13 protein-coding genes and 2 pseudogenes are annotated in these 16,058 nt (G+C 44.7%); 10 read left to right on the top strand and 5 right to left on the bottom strand.

What is annotated here, in order from left to right:
• Positions 1-31: 31 nt before the first annotated feature.
• Positions 32-1,531, top strand: a complete 1,500-nt coding sequence (locus tag P5683_RS06035; protein WP_035758743.1) for an MFS transporter — start codon at positions 32-34, stop codon at positions 1,529-1,531.
• Positions 1,532-1,548: 17 nt separating this feature from the next.
• Here the strand turns inward: P5683_RS06035 and P5683_RS06030 are convergent, their stop codons facing one another.
• The 3 genes from P5683_RS06030 to P5683_RS06020 form a co-directional block, all read right to left on the bottom strand.
• Positions 1,549-2,283 (bottom strand): M50 family metallopeptidase, encoded by a 735-nt coding sequence (locus P5683_RS06030; RefSeq protein WP_006621501.1) that lies wholly within the window; start codon positions 2,281-2,283, stop codon positions 1,549-1,551.
• A gap of 110 nt (positions 2,284-2,393) precedes the next feature.
• Complete coding sequence (locus P5683_RS06025; protein ID WP_273249722.1) at positions 2,394-5,045, bottom strand: C39 family peptidase; 2,652 nt, start codon at positions 5,043-5,045, stop codon at positions 2,394-2,396.
• Positions 5,046-5,215: 170 nt separating this feature from the next.
• The gene (locus P5683_RS06020) at positions 5,216-5,650 is read right to left on the bottom strand and encodes a peroxiredoxin (protein WP_006669135.1); all 435 of its coding nucleotides are present in this window, start codon (positions 5,648-5,650) and stop codon (positions 5,216-5,218) included.
• Positions 5,651-5,809: 159 nt separating this feature from the next.
• Between P5683_RS06020 and P5683_RS06015 the strand changes: the two genes are divergently transcribed.
• From P5683_RS06015 to P5683_RS06000, 4 genes are all read left to right on the top strand, one after another.
• Positions 5,810-6,217, top strand: a complete 408-nt coding sequence (locus P5683_RS06015; protein WP_228116471.1) for an Npun_F0494 family protein — start codon at positions 5,810-5,812, stop codon at positions 6,215-6,217.
• Between the two features lie 27 nt (positions 6,218-6,244).
• Positions 6,245-7,711, top strand: a complete 1,467-nt coding sequence (gene cobQ / locus P5683_RS06010) for a cobyric acid synthase CobQ (RefSeq protein WP_187757928.1) — start codon at positions 6,245-6,247, stop codon at positions 7,709-7,711.
• Between the two features lie 164 nt (positions 7,712-7,875).
• Complete coding sequence (locus tag P5683_RS06005) at positions 7,876-8,796, top strand: MotA/TolQ/ExbB proton channel family protein (protein WP_315639513.1); 921 nt, start codon at positions 7,876-7,878, stop codon at positions 8,794-8,796.
• Between the two features lie 97 nt (positions 8,797-8,893).
• Positions 8,894-9,511, top strand: coding sequence for a biopolymer transporter ExbD (locus P5683_RS06000; RefSeq protein ID WP_006669133.1), 618 nt, complete (start codon positions 8,894-8,896; stop codon positions 9,509-9,511).
• A 58-nt stretch (positions 9,512-9,569) separates the two neighbouring features.
• On the opposite strand, the gene P5683_RS05995 is transcribed toward P5683_RS06000, so the two are convergent.
• Positions 9,570-10,862, bottom strand: coding sequence for a recombinase family protein (locus P5683_RS05995; RefSeq protein ID WP_315639512.1), 1,293 nt, complete (start codon positions 10,860-10,862; stop codon positions 9,570-9,572).
• Positions 10,859-11,221: a VOC family protein gene (locus tag P5683_RS05990; RefSeq protein ID WP_006669132.1), complete on the bottom strand. Its 363-nt coding sequence runs from the start codon at positions 11,219-11,221 to the stop codon at positions 10,859-10,861. The genes P5683_RS05995 and P5683_RS05990 overlap by 4 nt, the downstream gene beginning before the upstream one ends.
• 169 nt (positions 11,222-11,390) lie before the next feature.
• On the opposite strand from P5683_RS05990, the gene P5683_RS05985 reads away from it, so the two are divergent.
• The 5 genes and pseudogenes from P5683_RS05985 (at position 11,391) to P5683_RS05970 (ending at position 16,058) form a co-directional block, all read left to right on the top strand.
• On the top strand, positions 11,391-12,686 hold the full coding sequence (locus P5683_RS05985; RefSeq protein WP_008057153.1) for a pitrilysin family protein: 1,296 nt from the start codon (positions 11,391-11,393) through the stop codon (positions 12,684-12,686).
• A gap of 137 nt (positions 12,687-12,823) precedes the next feature.
• Positions 12,824-13,567, top strand: a pseudogene (locus tag P5683_RS05980) (peptidoglycan-binding protein); the annotation flags it as partial.
• Between the two features lie 45 nt (positions 13,568-13,612).
• On the top strand, positions 13,613-14,644 hold the full coding sequence (locus P5683_RS05975) for a C39 family peptidase (protein WP_035759853.1): 1,032 nt from the start codon (positions 13,613-13,615) through the stop codon (positions 14,642-14,644).
• A 115-nt stretch (positions 14,645-14,759) separates the two neighbouring features.
• Positions 14,760-14,981 (top strand): annotated as a pseudogene (locus tag P5683_RS26405) (peptidoglycan-binding protein); the annotation flags it as partial.
• 45 nt (positions 14,982-15,026) lie between these two features.
• Positions 15,027-16,058 carry a C39 family peptidase gene (locus tag P5683_RS05970; protein ID WP_396442557.1) on the top strand — a complete coding sequence of 344 codons (1,032 nt, stop codon included), beginning with the start codon at positions 15,027-15,029 and terminating at the stop codon, positions 16,056-16,058.

Genomic DNA, 16,058 nt, shown 5'->3' with positions numbered 1-16,058 from the left:
CCGGTTATTTCGGGCATTGCAGCCCTATTTCATGCCTGAACGTCTCGCACGCTTTCAGTATCTTAACATTAAACAGATCAACTCCATGGATGACTGGGAAACAAGAAACGGCTTAGACCTAAGCACACCCGTAGATTACACAGACTACAATTCAAGTTCAACAGGTAACTCCTACAGTTCGTCAGAGACTGCTGGTAAAAAGCCTAGTGCGCCGACACCGCCCAACTCAGACCCCCCTCCCCCTGAGCCAGAGGAACGGGGATTTTTACCAGTTTTGAGAAATCGCAATTTTCTCGCCTTGTGGAGTGGACAGGTTTTCTCTCAACTAGCCGATAAAGTCTACCTAGTCCTAATGATTGCTGTCATCTCCACTGAGTTTCAACAGGCTAACCAGAGTATTAGCGGTTGGGTCTCGGCGGTAATGATTGCCTTTACCATTCCTGCTGTATTATTTGGGGCAGGAGCCGGGGTCTATGTAGACCGCTGGCCGAAAAAAATGGTGTTAGTGTTAACAAATTTGCTGCGGGGTGGGTTGGTTCTTATCCTCCCGATTCTTCTGTGGCTATCTGAGGGAATGAAATTTACCAAATTCCCCTTGGGGTTCTGTTTGCTATTACTGATTACCTTTTTAGTCTCGACTCTCACTCAATTTTTTGCCCCCGCAGAACAGGCGGCTATCCCTTTAATTGTTGAACGGAAACATTTACTATCTGCTAATTCCCTATATACAACTACAATGATGGCTTCTGTGATTGTCGGTTTTGCGGTGGGGGAACCGCTGTTAGCTTTAGCCGATACCTTGCTAGAAAGGCTGGGGAGTCAATTACCTGTGGGTAAAGAGTTGATTGTCGGTAGTGGATATGCGATCGCCGGTTTACTATTACTATTGATGAAAACTGGCGAACAACAAAATGTTAGCTCACAAGAACAACCCCACATCCTCGAAGATTTACGCGAGGGGATGCGCTATCTACGAGATCATCATGGAGTCCGTAATGCTTTACTGCAATTAGTCATTTTATTTTCCATCTTTGCCGCCTTGGCTGTTTTAGCCGTTCGGGTGGCGGAGTTGATTCCTAACCTCAAATCATCACAATTTGGCTTTTTGCTGGCTGCGGCGGGCTTGGGAATGGCAATTGGTGCAGCTATTTTAGGTCATATCGGACACCAATTTTCCCACTTTAGAATCGCACTATTGGGCTCAATTGGCATGGCTATTTGTTTGGTGGGTTTAGCATTTTTTAGTCAGCAACTAGCACCCGCTTTAGGGTTAATTTCGCTGCTAGGCGTATTTGGTGCAATGGTAGGAATTCCCATGCAAACAACCATCCAAGCCGAAACCCCAGAAGAAATGCGTGGTAAGGTGTTTGGCTTACAAAACAACGCCATTAATATTGCCCTATCACTACCCCTCGCTTTGGCGGGTATTACCGAAACCTTATTCGGTCTGTCTTCTGTATTCTTGGCTTTAGCTATACTATCTGTACTCGCAGGTAATTTAACGTGGTATATTTCCAAAAATGAGCGGTGAGTATGGGTAATCAATGGTTAATTATTGATGATTGATTCATCAGAACCATAGGCTATTTTCAGACTCCACCAGAAAATAGCAGTAGAAATAACCATAATTAAGGCAGCCCAAAACCATTGAGGTAGAAACAAGTATTGGGCAATTATAGCAGTATCAGAGACCAAATTTTGACCATTGATGTTAACCCAACTACTGCCAAATAAATAATGTTTTTGGTGGTAGGTACTAACAATGGCTTGCATTCCCATGAATTGTACAGTAAAAGCCTGGATTTTTTGGGGTGTTTGAAAGGCAATGGATAAAATTAATAACCCCCATAATAATATAGCAAAAACTCCGAACAAAGTCCTAATCCATAATAAAACCGATAGCAACATAATCGAACCTAAAGCCATTAAACACCAGTGGGCTGTTTGATAACGACGACTAGATAATATTAAGATTCCACCTGCTACAGCGGGACCCAAAGGACCACCCATTGCTATTAATGCTCTGGCTAAAGAACCAAAGTTACCGGAATTATATGCGAGACCAGAACCATTAGGAAAAAGTAAGAGTTTATGAAAATTTCCTCCCAGTAAAATAGCAGTTAATCCATGACCCATTTCATGAAACCATGTAGCCAAAATGGAGAAAGGATATAAGACATAATTTCCCCAGTAAAATTGCCATAAGATAATGGTAGCAATAGCAGCAACAACTAACCCAAGCACCCCAATTTTAGATGATGATGAGTATTGAAAATCAGACATAAATTATCCCTCTTTTGTAGACCGGGGGCTAAACCAGATCTTAGCCGTGATTATATTTTAGCCTGAAATCCAGTCAAGTCGCCCCAGGGTCAAAAAAGAGGGTCATTGAGCTAAGGTCGGATGAAATGCGCCCAGACATTGCCATCTGGTCCACAAACTCGATTAAGATAGCTATAAGAATAGGGAAGGCGGCGACCCTCGGTGTTGGAATAGCCAGTGTAAGCATCTCCCCAGGGGTCATGAACGATATAGCCATATCGGTTGTAACCAATAACGGTGACAATATGACCGGAAGGAGTAAAATCTCCGGCTAATACGACCGGACGACTATTAATCAACTCGTTGCGAACTTCAGACCAGCGGCGAGTTGTGCTAAAACTGCCTTGAAAACCATAGGCGCGAATTAAGGCTGATAAAACACTATGGTTAGTTTGAGAACCTTGTCCAGCATAATCAAAACACCACTGTAAGAGTTCATCTTCTAACTGTCCACCCCATTTAGAACGCACACCATAGTAGTGCATGACCATGGCGATACAGGTAACATTACAAGTAGACCAATAAAATCGGGGATTATCTCGCTGGGAAAAATAGGGAACATTGATTAGCACTTGTGGGGGAGTCGGATCAAAAACTTTTCCCCCCCGTTGAAACTTGACAAACTTGGGAAATATATAACCGGTATTACCAAAATTCGGCAATTCTTCAGTTAAGGCGACTCGGACATGGCTTTGATCTGTACTGTAGCTACTAACACCATAAACCCGACCCAGAGGAAGGGTAACTTTTTCTGATTCTGCTAGTTGTCCTGAGTCTACGGGGCGTTTTTTGAGGACGGTTGTTTCCCTCATGGTCATGGTAATAGCATCGGGGTTATATGCGATCGCTTTTCCATCTCGCAATAAACTGACGTGCTGCCAATAAACATAACCCACATTACCAAAACCGGGGATAGATTGGTCTAGTGTGACCCGGAAATGACCTTGAAAGGAAGCATATCCGCGAATAGCAAAGTTTTGTCCTAACAGTAACTCAGCAAATTGATCAGGTGCTAAATTGGCAGAATCAATCGGTTGCGCCTTAATTCGGGTAGTGGTGGTCACTAGCATTTGAGCGCTAATATTAGTGTCGGGAACTTCCTCCATGTCAAAGGCTAAGGTGGTGCTTCCTTTCCGTAGCCGAACATGACCCCGGAAAAAATAGCCAAAGGAACCAATGGGAGGAATCCCATTTTCTAACAATAGTTTTAAGTGACCATCTACTAGACCATATTTGCTCACTTTAAATGTTTGACCAGCGGGGACGGTGACTTGTTGTTCAGAACCGAGTAAATTAGAATCGATAGGTGATACTTTAAAGAGGGTATCTTCTATAACATCAAGTTGTAGAGATTCCCCTACGGTCATGGCGTTTTCACTGACGGTAATATTGATAATTTGACTGGCTACCAGTTGACCTTGATCATCTGTGGCTTTAAGGCGCAGCCATCGATATCCGGGTTCACTAAATCCGGCTTCTAAATTAACTGTCCAGGTTCCGGCTTGTCGATTTATAACTACTTCTAAAGGATAACGATCTTCGGCTACTAAAGAAACAGCGATCGCTTGTTGACCATCAAATTGACCCTTCAGAACCACAGGTGTATTTATTAACACTTCTGGGGGGCCTTCATAGGTAAGGCTAGGAGTCGGAGAATAGGAAGCTGTAGCCCGGTTTAATTGCACAAAATTAGGAAAGAAATAACCGGTATTACCAAAACCCGGGAAATTTTCAGTTAAGGCTACTTTTAGATGTCCGTCTTCAGTGGTATAACTTTGTACCCCATAAATCATTCCGGCGGGAAGGGTAACTTGTTCTTCTGGAGATAAATAAGCTGAGTCAATGGGGCGTTTTTTAAACAGGGTGGTATTGATAATGGTTAGGGTAATGGCATTATGATCAAAGGTGATTTCACGGTCTCCCTGAAACATTTGCAAATGGTAGCGATACAGGTAGCCTACATGACCATAACCGGGAAGTGACTCGGTGAGTGTTACCCGAAAATGATCAGCTACACAGGCGTAACCTAGGGCTAGATAACTACTCCCTTGGCTGAGGGGATAGATGGCATTTTCCGGCAGTTGGGATCTATCATCAGGACTACGTTTAAGCACTGTATCATGAGTGACCCATATTAGTTTGGTTCCCGGAGGGTTTGGGGGTATATCATCTCGATTAAACCATAAAATTTGAGCCCCTTGTATCAGCAAAATATGTGACCGATATAAATAACCAGAACGCCCTAAATCACCCAGGGGATTAGTTAATTCAATATAAAAGTGATCATTTTGCAGTTCGTAGCTATCAACTGCTAAAATTTCGCCAATTTCTAAATCATATTTCTGCTCTGAGGTTAGTCTATCAGAGGCGATCGCTTGATGTTTAAATGTTGTATCTTGTAAGACGATTAACTGAGTAGATAAACCGACATTAAGCCCAGTATGACCTACAGTAAACTCAGCCCAAGTGTCAGCGACAACCTTACCAGATTGGTCTTTGCCTTGAACTCTTAACCAGCGTTTTCCAGCGGTATTAAAGCCTTTAGGCATGGGAATAAACCAAATCCCTAATCGAGGACTTAGTTGGGTAGGTAAAGGATATTGATCCTCAGCCATAACCGAAATCGTATCAATGTATTGACTAGCGTAGTTACCAATCAAAACGACAGGTTGATCGATGATAATATCGTTGGGACCAAGATAGCTCAGGATAGTTTCACTCATCTTCCTAAAAACCGTAGGGGTAATAACCGTAGGGTGTCTAAGGGTGCATTTGACATTACACATCCCACAATGGTTAGCATAACTCAGTGGCGCACCAATAAAGCCACCCCTAGAAAACTCTACAGGTGGCTCATCGTTAAAAACGGATATTTTTTGAATTAGCGATCGCACTAATTGACTTTAGCAAGAATATCCTGAGCGTGGGTAGAGGTGTTCACCTTGTCATCAACATAGTCAATGACACCCTCGCCATTGATAATATAGGTAACACGCTTGGCATAACCGCCGCCATCTACATCATAGGCTTTGGTAATAGCGCCATCGGTATCCGCCAAAAGTTGGAAAGGTAAGCCATATTTTTCGGTAAACAGCTTGTGGGAGGCTTCGTCATCAGTGCTTACACCCAGAACCACCATATCCCGGCTTTGATAGTTTTCGTAGTTATCCCGGAAACTTTGGGCTTCCTTAGTGCAACCAGGGGTGTCATCCTTGGGGTAGAAGTAGAGAACAACAGTTTTCCCAGCAAAGTCAGAGAGGGAAACCGTATTCCCGTTGGTATCTTTAGCGGTAAATGCGGGGGCCTTAGTACCAGCAGATAAAGCCATGTTATGGTTGTCCTCCTGAAAACGAGTTTGATATGCTTTGTCTATTTGTGAAGTTATTTTAAGATATTTTGCAATCAATTACACAATCCGATCAAAATTTGGGTCTACTGGTGGAGGATAATATACTCAAAACCAGCCATGAGGAAAGCCCATCAACCCATGAGTGCCCCTAATTCGGTTTCCAAGTCGATAGAATATTCTAGCGGGACGATCGCCCGAGCCCAGCGAGCCATCCGCTGTTCTCCATTTCAAATCAAACTTTTAACCGATTCCATTGACCAAAGCGTTAAACTGAGTGCCATTAGCGGAAATCGGGGTGTAGAGTTAGGATATACGCGATCGCCTCTACCGGAATTGAGAGCCGAAAACGCCCTTTTATGGCTAATCCAAGTCGGAGTATTGAGGCGAGAAGTAGACGGTCAGGGAATCACCGATAGTTTTCGACTGACTCCCCTGGGGCGAAAAGTAGCAGAACGACTAGCCGATGATATAAATAACAGCAAACCCCCATCATGGAGCGATCGCCTCAGTAATGCCCTGAGGCGTTGGTTACGCCTTCCCCTATAAATTAGCATCTCTGGTCAAAATCCCGAAATGAAAGCAATCATGGTGGTTGGAACCACATCCCATGCCGGAAAATCCATGCTCGTCACCGCCCTATGTCGGATTCTACGTCGTCAAAATCTGCGGGTAGTTCCCTTCAAAGGGCAAAATATGGCTTTAAACTCCTACGTCACCCCCACCGGCGCAGAAATGGGTTATGCACAAGCCGTACAATCCTGGGCGGCGGGTTTAGTGCCAAATGTAGCCATGAACCCAATTTTGTTAAAACCCCAGGGAAATATGACCTCTCAGGTAATTCTGAAAGGGAAACCACTCGCCACCCTCAAAGCTACCGAATATTATGAGAAATTCTTTGATACCGGGTGGGATACCATCACTAAATGTCTGGATTATCTGAAAAAGGAATTTGATGTAATTGTCTGTGAGGGCGCGGGAAGTCCGGCGGAAATCAATCTCAAGCACCGAGATTTAACCAATATGCGAGTCGCGCAATACCTGCAAGCATTCACCATATTGATAGTTGATATTGACCGTGGGGGGGCTTTTGCTCATGTAGTGGGAACCCTAGAATTGCTAGACCCAGAGGAACGAGCCTTAATCAAGGGCATTGTGATTAACAAATTTCGCGGTATGCGATCGCTGCTCGATTCTGGTATTGAGTGGTTAGAGAAATACACCGGAATCCCCGTCCTCGGAGTAATTCCCTGGGTAGATATCGCCATGCCAGCAGAAGATTCTCTCAGTTTACTGGAACGCCGTTCTCGTTCCGACAATATTGATATAACCATCGCCATAGTGAAGATTCCTCGGATTTCTAACTTTACCGATTTTGACCCCTTAGATGCCGAATCCACCGTTAAAGTCCAATATGTCGAACTCAATCAACCCCTAGGACATCCCGATGCCGTAATTATCCCCGGTTCTAAAACCACCATTGCTGATCTACTAGCCCTGCAAAAAAGTGGCATGGCTTCTCAAATTCAGGATTATGTAGAAGCAGGCGGTCAGGTCATGGGTATCTGTGGGGGGTATCAGATGCTAGGACAACAGGTATCTGATCCCCGTGGCTTAGAGGGTAAAATCGGAGACTTTCCCGGCTTAGGTTTACTTCCCATCAAAACCATACTTTTATCAGACAAAGTCTCCCGCCAGCGGTTGGTAACATCGAATTATCCAGAAATCGGATTTCCCGTAGAAGGCTATGAGATCCACCAAGGGCGGACTCAAATTTGGGACAAACGGGAGACAGTACCCCTATTTGACGATCACGATTTAGGAGTAGTCAGCAGCAATAGATCCGTCTGGGGTCACTATTTGCATGGCATATTTGATAATAGTCCCTGGCGTAGGTCTTGGTTAAATCATCTCCGAAAACCAAGGGGATTAGGAACCTTACCCACCGGGATTCCTAACTATCGCGAACAACGAGATCTGATGCTGGATACCTTAGCTGATGTGGTCGAAGAATATTTAGACCTGAGTACCATTCTCGGTTGACATGGTGGGGGGCGACCCGGAATCGGGTTTCTCGGGGGAATTTGTCTTCCCCCCCTTGTCACTTGTCCCAAGGCGATTAAAATTGAGATTGCTTTGGTTTATGGAAAACAGATAATTTTTTCGTCAATCTTGGCTAATGGGAGATATGAAGGACAATAGGTTATATGGATATTCAACAAATCTTGGAAAGAGGTGGCCCAGCGATGTGGCCCCTAATGGTATTATCAATTTTATCCATTAGTACCATTATTGAAAGACTGTGGTTTTGGGGAAATACCCTCACCCGTGAACGCCGAATTGTCAACCGGGTTTTGGATGTCGCCCGGAGGGGACAGTGGGGAATGGCTTATCAGATTGCCAAACAAAGCAATAATCGCCCCATGGGAAGGTTTTTTTATGCCCCCCTTAAACTCGCTACCCCAGACCCTGAATTATTTAGTCTCGCCCTGGAAGCCGCCGCTGAGGAGGAATTTGTTTCTATGCGACGGGGCGATAAAATCCTAGAGGCGGTAATTGCCCTCGCCCCTATGTTAGGTTTGTTGGGAACAGTTTTGGGTCTGATTAATTCTTTGGGTTCTATCCGCCTGGGAGATATTGGTACTTCTTCGGCTGCTGATGTCACCCTGGGAATTGGAGAAGCCCTGATTAGTACAGCTACAGGCCTGATTGTGGCTATTATCAGTCTGGCTTTCTATCGCCTGTTTCAAGGCTTTTCCTTTAGCCAAGTTAAGGTCTTCCGAAAAGCGGGAAATGAATTAGAATTACTCTATCGCCAGGATTGGCCAGAGGTTAAAGCTCAGATGCTGCTTCCGGGAGAGGCTAATGATGCCTCTTTGATGGCGGAAGAACCCCAGGAGGATTTTCCCCCAAAAGGTAGTTTAATTAAGCTACCCGATGAGGATGGGGCGGAGGATGAGGAAACTCCTTTAATCAAATTACCTTCAGAATCTGAGGATGAGGAAACTCCCTCTCAATCAGAATTCCCTGGGTCGGTAGCTGAACAAAATACTTTAATTAAACCTGTGATTAAGGGTAATTCTCGCTTGGCTGATGATGATAAACATCAAAAAGGAGAGCTTGAATAATATCAACAACACGACCAGAGCAAATTAAACCTTTGTCATTGATACCAAGATACTAACAAACACCCTTTTTGGTGGGACTATCCACGGAGGCAGATTGATGAAAGTTAACATAGATTATCAGGTTGATGAGGGGCGCATTGAACTGCTACCCCTGATTGATGTGGTTTTTTGTATTCTGACGTTTTTTATTTTGGCAGCCCTACAGCTTACCCGACAACAGGCGATCAATGTGGATTTGCCACGGGCGGGGACTGGTGAAACTCAGATGCAAAAAATGTTGGTGGTTGGGGTGGATATTCGAGGGGATACTTATATTGACCAGCAACGGGTTAATTCTCAACAAATGCAGCGGGCTTTGGAACGTTTTTTAAGGTGGAATCCTAGTGGTTTGGTGGTGCTGTATGCCCCTAAAGATGCCCGTTATAATGATGTTGTACAGGTTTTAGATAAAATGCGGGCTGTGGGAGGCGATCGCGTTGCTTTGGCTACTTTACCGAGTTCTGAGGAAATGCCCTCTCCGGTTGATTCTGAGGGTTTATTAGCCCCTGATGTACTGACACCTAATAATGGGGTGGAACCTCCTATTAATCCTTTCCTCCCCTCTCAGCCGCTTAATGAAATGCAGCCAGGGAGTCCTTTATTGTCGCCTCCGGGTTCCCCCACTTCTCCCACTTCTCCCACTTCTCCCACTTTCCCTCTACTTCCTGACAATTGAAAAATCGATCATTGTTCCAGTCAGCAGCCACGGCTATTACAGTAGATACATTGGGGGGTTAAAAAATAAAATTTAGTTGTAAATGCCAGTGGTGGCGATCGCGAATAATTTGGATTTTTTGCAGAAACTCCCGCAGATAAAATCGCCTCTCCGTTTCTGATAAATCTAGCCAAAATTGGCGGATAGAAACCGCTTGAGCCGTGGCTTGTAAATTCACTGGGGGAAGTTGGGATAATTGATTCTCTAGTTGGGCGATTTCTTGGCGCAATTTATATTCCCTAATGGTGGCAGTTTCCCTGTCTAATATTCCTGTGTTTTGCAGAGTTGGCAGTTGATTGATGATGTCTTTTTTGTGGGCTATTTCATCATAAATCTGCTGCTTAAATAGGTCTAAATCTGGAATCTGTAATTGGGCAACTGCTGGGAGTAGGTCGGTACAAATTCGGTCAATGGTAGCCGATAAAATATCATGATAATTAAGGGATTTACACTTAGTTAAACGCGGACATTTTAGAGGTCTTAAATATAGATATTCTCGCTTTTTGTTATGTGTAGTTACCCGGCTAATGGTCATCCCTGAACCACATTCACTACACATTACTAAACCAGCTAAAGAACGGGGGGCGCTGGCTGTGCGAGGTGGGAGGCGCTGGTTGCGTCGTAATAACCTGTCGATTTGGGCGGCTTCTTCACGGGAAATAATCGGAAGATGAGTATTAGAAATAATATCGCCATTCTGATAAGCTAAATCCCCTCGATAAACGGGGTTAATTAACCATCGCTTCCCGGTAGTTACGGAGATTTTTTTATGATATCGCTTGTGTAAATACCGAACTGCGCCGCGTAGGGAACCGTACAGTAAAAAATGCTCAAAAAAGTCTTTAACTACAGGTGCGGTGCTGCGATCGATGGTGTAGCGGTCCTTTCCTCTACGGTAGCCATAGGGTGCTTTTCCGGGGGGAGGAATGGCTTTTAAACGGTTGCGCGCGTGTCCTTGGCGGATACAACGGCTGTGGTAACTTTGTTGAATTTCCGAGATAAATTTGATTAAATCTACACGGGAAATATCGGAGGATTTTAGGTCGGATTCAATGGCGATAACTTGGATGTTTAAGTGTTGGAGTTGGCGGAGGCGATCGCTAACTTCTAGGACAGAGTTACCCAATTCTTCATAGCGTTGGATTAATAAATAGTTGGGGGGTGGTAGTTGTTGACAATCTTCTAGCATTTGCTCTAGTTGTTGGCGATCGCCAAAATCTTGATAAATCCCATCAATATCCCATCCCCAAATCGTCGGATCTGGCGGCGGTTCTAACAGCGGTTCCGTATAAGAATAGGCGAGAATTTTCATATTTGACTCAATTCGATAATATTACCATCAGGGTCAGCCACAAAAAGGGCTGAACGACCGGAAGCGCTCATTTGAAACGGGTAATTATGGCGGGTGAGTTGTGCTTTGGCGATCGCCAAATCAGCCACAGCGAAAGCTAGATGTCGGTTGCGTCCCCATTTGGCTTCATTGACTCGATCGCCAATTACTTGTTCAGATTCAATTAGATGAATTTGCCAATCACCAATCTGATACCATATTCCTGGGAAATTCAAAGGGCGATCGACAGCAGTTAACTGTAAGATCTGGCTATAAAATTGCTGAGATTTTGCCAAGTCCGAGACTAAAATGGCTGCGTGTAGAGGTTTGGTGATGTTCATAGTTGGGAGCAATTATCGATAATTGTTGTGTTTGACCTGTGGTTGGTAGTATGCGATCGGGCGATCGCATAAACTCCTGTAGTATCAACCAAATTATCACCAAATCCCCGTAACTCTGCTATAACCCCATTAAGATAGATAGGGAAAAGACCACAGGGCTAAAGATCCAATGACTTCTATCCTACTTGAATCAAATATCACCCGCTCACTAAACGCTCCCACCATCTACAAATTATCAAATGGTCTCACCATTGTGGCAGAACAGTTACCCGTTGAAGCCGTGAACTTGAATGTTTGGATTGATGTTGGATCCGCTGTCGAACCCGACCCGATCAACGGGATGGCTCACTTTTTAGAACACATGGTGTTCAAAGGGACTCCCAACCTCAAAGCTGGGGAATTTGAAAGACTCATCGAACAACGAGGCGCTTTAACCAATGCAGCCACCAGCCAGGACTACACCCACTATTATGTTACCAGCGCTCCCGCCGACTTTGCTACCCTAGCCCCCCTACAGCTTGAAGTAGTATTTAACCCAATTATTCCCGATGATGCTTTTGAGCGAGAGAGGCTAGTAGTATTAGAAGAAATCCGGCGATCTGAAGACAACCCCGCGCGTCGTTCATTTCAGCGGACCATGGAAACAGCCTTTAAGCGTCTCCCCTATCGTCGGTCTGTACTAGGACCAGCAGCCGCTATTGAACAGTTAACTCCTCAGCAAATGCGAGATTTTCATCGCAGCCATTACTGTCCCCAAAAAACCACGATCGCAGTTGTGGGAAATTTACCTGTAGAGACTTTAATTGGAACAGTAGCCGAGTCTATCCCATTACAGACACCTCCAGAACTTCCCCCAGAAGTAGATCTGCATCATCTGATCCCAGAGTCAGGATTTAGTGAAATTGTCCGCCACGAAATCATAGATGATAGCTTACAGCAAGCTCGATTAATGATGGTGTGGCGGGTTCCCGGACTCAATCAACTCTCAGAAACCTATGCTTTGGATGTTTTGGCTACAATTTTAGGTCAAGGTCGTACCTCCCGCCTAGTGCAGGATTTACGAGAAAATCGGGGTTTAGTGTCTGGGATTAGTTGCAGCAATATGACCCAGAGGCTACAGGGAGTATTTTATATTTCCGCTCGGTTGCGGGTCGAACACTTAGCCGAAGCCGAAGCGGCGATCGCAGAACATATTAACCGACTCCACAGGGAATTAATCACCCCCACCGAAATGACCAGGGTACGGACTCAAGTAGCCAATCGGTTTATTTTTGGTAGTGAAACACCAAGCGATCGCGCTAATTTGTATGGTTACTATCAGGCGATCGTCGGAAATGTGAACCTAGCTTTAGAATATCCCAGCCAAATTCAATCCCTGAATGCCGAACAATTACAACAAGCCATCCGCCAATATTTATTACCCCAAGCCTATGGGGTAGTTATCCTGAAACCTCATACCCCCTAACGAAACTGAAACCGGGAGTTGATATCCCCTTCTAAATCTCGACCCCCTCTGATATTTTGTATCAAATAATGAATTATTTGTAGGGGGGGTCAACAAACCATGTACAATTGCAGTGATTTTGTGACCTAGCACCCAAAATGAGACTACAAGATTTCCTAGGAACCAATACTCGATATGATATACAACAGATTGATGATGACGAAGCTCTGAGTCGTCAAATCCAAACTCGTCTGATTGATTTAGGACTCCTAGATCCCCCAGCCGATGGTATTTTTGGCCCCTTATCAACCGCCGCATTCAAACGCTTTCAGGAGTTAATGAACATCAGTGAATCTGGTATTCTGGCCACTGAAACTGCCCAAAAACTCCTAGACACTACCACTATGCGGCCCCCGAACATGAGGCTTGAGGATTTCCTGGGAACTAATATTCGATATGAAATCAAAGCCATTTATGATAATGAACGTTTGAGCCGTCAAATTCAGACTCGACTGATTGATTTAGGACTCCTAGAACCGCCAGTTGATGGTATTTTTGGCCCCTTATCAACCGCCGCATTCAGACGCTTTCAGGAGTTAATGAACATCAGTGAATCTGGTATTTTAGGCTCTGAAACCGCCAAAAAACTGATAGAAACCACCACTATTCGACGGGAAAATATGAGACTACAGGACTTTGTAGGGACTAATATTCGATATGACTTCCAAGCCATTTATGATAATGAGGCTCTGAGTCGTCAAATTCAGATTAGGCTGATTGATTTAGGACTCCTAGCGCCCCCAGTTGATGGCATATTCGGCCCCTTATCAAGGGCGGCTTTTCGGAATTTTCAGGAGTTAATGAACTGTAGCGAACCCAGTGGCATTCTCGGCACAGATACCGCCAAAAAACTGATAGAAACCAAAACTGTTAGTCGTCCGGGAAATATGCGGCTACAGGACTTCCTGGGAACCAATCTCCGATATGATGTGAAGGCGATTAATGCTGATGCAGGTTTGAGTCGTCAAATTCAAATCCGGCTCATTGATTTAGGGCTGCTAGACCCGCCCGCCGATGGAATCTTCGGTCCCAAGTCAACCGCCGCGCTGCACCGTTTTCAGCAGTTAATGGAATGCTCTGAACCCGGATTTATTGGTTCTGAGACTGCCAAAAAACTCATTGAAACTAAGGTTTCTGACCTCCCCGTAACTACTCCCATTTTAAAAGTCATCAGAAATACAGTTTTCAAGGTGAGACCGATCGCCTCTTCTCAACTGAACAACTCCGAGAAATTTTCCATTCCAGCGGGACGGGAATTTTCAGTTTTGGCTTATGATCCGATCCGGGCGCATTTAAGGGTAGCTTTGCGTAATGAGTCCTTTGGTGGTTATTCCATCTTGTATATTTGGGCTGGCCATGTGGAAGTTTACGAGGGAGGGACCAGAACCCATCCCCGACCCCTACCAACTAGCCGTCGTCTGAATGTCCCCTTCAAGTCACAATTAGATAATTTCTACAACCCCACAGGCGCTTGTAATGTCACTTCCATCGCCATGTGTTTGGCATATTTTAATATTCCGCGTCGCAATTTGAGATATCGTCAATTTGAGGATGAACTATATCGCTATGCCCTGGATATGGGTTATAGTCGCCATAATCCCTACGATTTAGCTCGCATTGTCCGAGACTATGGTGCTAGGGATCATTTTACCGAAAATGCCGTGATTGAGGATGTACAGGACTGGATCGCAGCCGGTTATCCTGCCGTTATCCATGGATACTTTACCTCCTTTGGGCATATTATTGTCGTGGTAGGCTATGACCAAAATGGGTTTATCGTCCATGACCCTTATGGGGAGTGGTTTTCAACCGGATATCGAACCGATCTAAGTGGTGCTTACTTACACTACTCCTATCGACTCATTCGGCGGGTATGTATTCCTGATGGTAATTTTTGGGTGCATTTCATCTCCAGGTGAGATAATTTAAACCCGACTTTACCAACTCCATAGGAATTGCGTAACTCCTGTGGAGTTGTCGAGTACATAGCCAGCCGACCAACTTCTACAAAACACCAAAATTATAACTATAGACATGAGACTACAGGACTTTGTGGGGACTAATACTCAATATGATATCAAAGCCATTTATGATAATGAAGCTCTGAGTCGTCAAATTCAAACTCGACTGATTGATTTAGGACTCCTAGCGCCGCCAGTTGATGGCATATTCGGCCCCAATTCAACGGCGGCTTTTCGGAGTTTTCAGGAGTTAATGAACTGTAGCGAACCCAGTGGCATTCTCGGCACAGATACCGCCAAAAAACTGATAGAAACAAAAAGTGTGAATCGCCAGGGAAATATGAGGCTACAGAACTTCCTGGGTACAGATATCCGATATGATGTGAAGGAAATTAATGCTGATGCAGGTTTGAGCCGTCAAATTCAAATCCGGCTGATTGATTTAGGGCTGCTAGACCCGCCAGCAGATGGGATATTTGGTCCGAAGTCAACCGCGGCGCTGCATCGTTTTCAGCAGTTAATGGAATGCTCTGAACCGGGATTTATTGGTTCAGATACTGCCAAAAAATTAATTGAAGCTAAGGTTTCTGACCTCCCGGTAACTACTCCCATGTTAAAAGTCATCAGAGATACAGTTTTGAAGGTGAGACCGATCGCCTCTTCTCAACTGAACAACTCCGAGAAATTTTCCATTCCAGCGGGACGGGAATTTTCAGTTTTGGCTTATGATCCGATCCGGGCGCATTTAAGGATAGCTTTGCGTAATGAGTCCTTTGGCGGTTATTCTGTGTTGTATATTTGGGGTGGTCATGCGGAAGTTTACGAGGGAGGAACCCAAACCTACCCCAGAACCCTACCAACTAGCCGTCGTCTGAATGTCCCCTTCAAATCACAATTAGATAATGTCTACAACCCCACAGGCGCTTGTAATGTCACTTCCCTAGCCATGTGTTTGGAGTATTTTAATATTCCCCGCCGTGATACGAGATATCGTCAATTTGAGGATGAACTGTATCGCTATGCCCTGGATAAGGGCTATAGTCGCCATAGTCCCTACGATTTAGCCCGCATTGTGCGAGACTATGGTGCTAGGGATTATTTTACCGAAAATGCGGTAATTGAGGATGTACAGGACTGGATAGCTGCGGGTTATCCTGCCGTTATCCACGGATACTTTACCTCCTTTGGGCATATTATTGTCGTGGTAGGCTATGACCAAAATGGGTTTATCGTCCATGACCCTTATGGGGAGTGGTTCTCCAGTGGATATCGAACGGATCTAAGTGGTGCTTATTTACACTACTCCTATCAACTCATTCGGCGGGTGTGTATCCCTGATGGCAGTTTTTGGGTGCATTTTATCTCGAAGTAA

It is taken from the genome of Limnospira sp. PMC 1279.21 (genome assembly GCF_032349615.1).
In the GTDB taxonomy this organism is placed as follows: Bacteria; Cyanobacteriota; Cyanobacteriia; order Cyanobacteriales; family Microcoleaceae; genus Limnospira; species Limnospira fusiformis.
This window is presented reverse-complemented; position numbering and strand designations above follow the sequence as displayed.

Bases quoted from the DNA above. Each gene is read 5' to 3' on its own strand.
- P5683_RS06035 (WP_035758743.1), top strand. From the start codon at position 32: ATGCCTGAACGTCTCGCACGCTTTCAGTATCTTAACATTAAACAGATC.
- P5683_RS06030 (WP_006621501.1), bottom strand. From the start codon at position 2,283: ATGTCTGATTTTCAATACTCATCATCATCTAAAATTGGGGTGCTTGGG.
- P5683_RS06025 (WP_273249722.1), bottom strand. From the start codon at position 5,045: ATGAGTGAAACTATCCTGAGCTATCTTGGTCCCAACGATATTATCATC.
- P5683_RS06020 (WP_006669135.1), bottom strand. From the start codon at position 5,650: ATGGCTTTATCTGCTGGTACTAAGGCCCCCGCATTTACCGCTAAAGAT.
- P5683_RS06015 (WP_228116471.1), top strand. From the start codon at position 5,810: ATGAGTGCCCCTAATTCGGTTTCCAAGTCGATAGAATATTCTAGCGGG.
- cobQ (WP_187757928.1), top strand. From the start codon at position 6,245: ATGAAAGCAATCATGGTGGTTGGAACCACATCCCATGCCGGAAAATCC.
- P5683_RS06005 (WP_315639513.1), top strand. From the start codon at position 7,876: ATGGATATTCAACAAATCTTGGAAAGAGGTGGCCCAGCGATGTGGCCC.
- P5683_RS06000 (WP_006669133.1), top strand. From the start codon at position 8,894: ATGAAAGTTAACATAGATTATCAGGTTGATGAGGGGCGCATTGAACTG.
- P5683_RS05995 (WP_315639512.1), bottom strand. From the start codon at position 10,862: ATGAAAATTCTCGCCTATTCTTATACGGAACCGCTGTTAGAACCGCCG.
- P5683_RS05990 (WP_006669132.1), bottom strand. From the start codon at position 11,221: ATGAACATCACCAAACCTCTACACGCAGCCATTTTAGTCTCGGACTTG.
- P5683_RS05985 (WP_008057153.1), top strand. From the start codon at position 11,391: ATGACTTCTATCCTACTTGAATCAAATATCACCCGCTCACTAAACGCT.
- P5683_RS05975 (WP_035759853.1), top strand. From the start codon at position 13,613: ATGCGGCTACAGGACTTCCTGGGAACCAATCTCCGATATGATGTGAAG.
- P5683_RS05970 (WP_396442557.1), top strand. From the start codon at position 15,027: ATGAGGCTACAGAACTTCCTGGGTACAGATATCCGATATGATGTGAAG.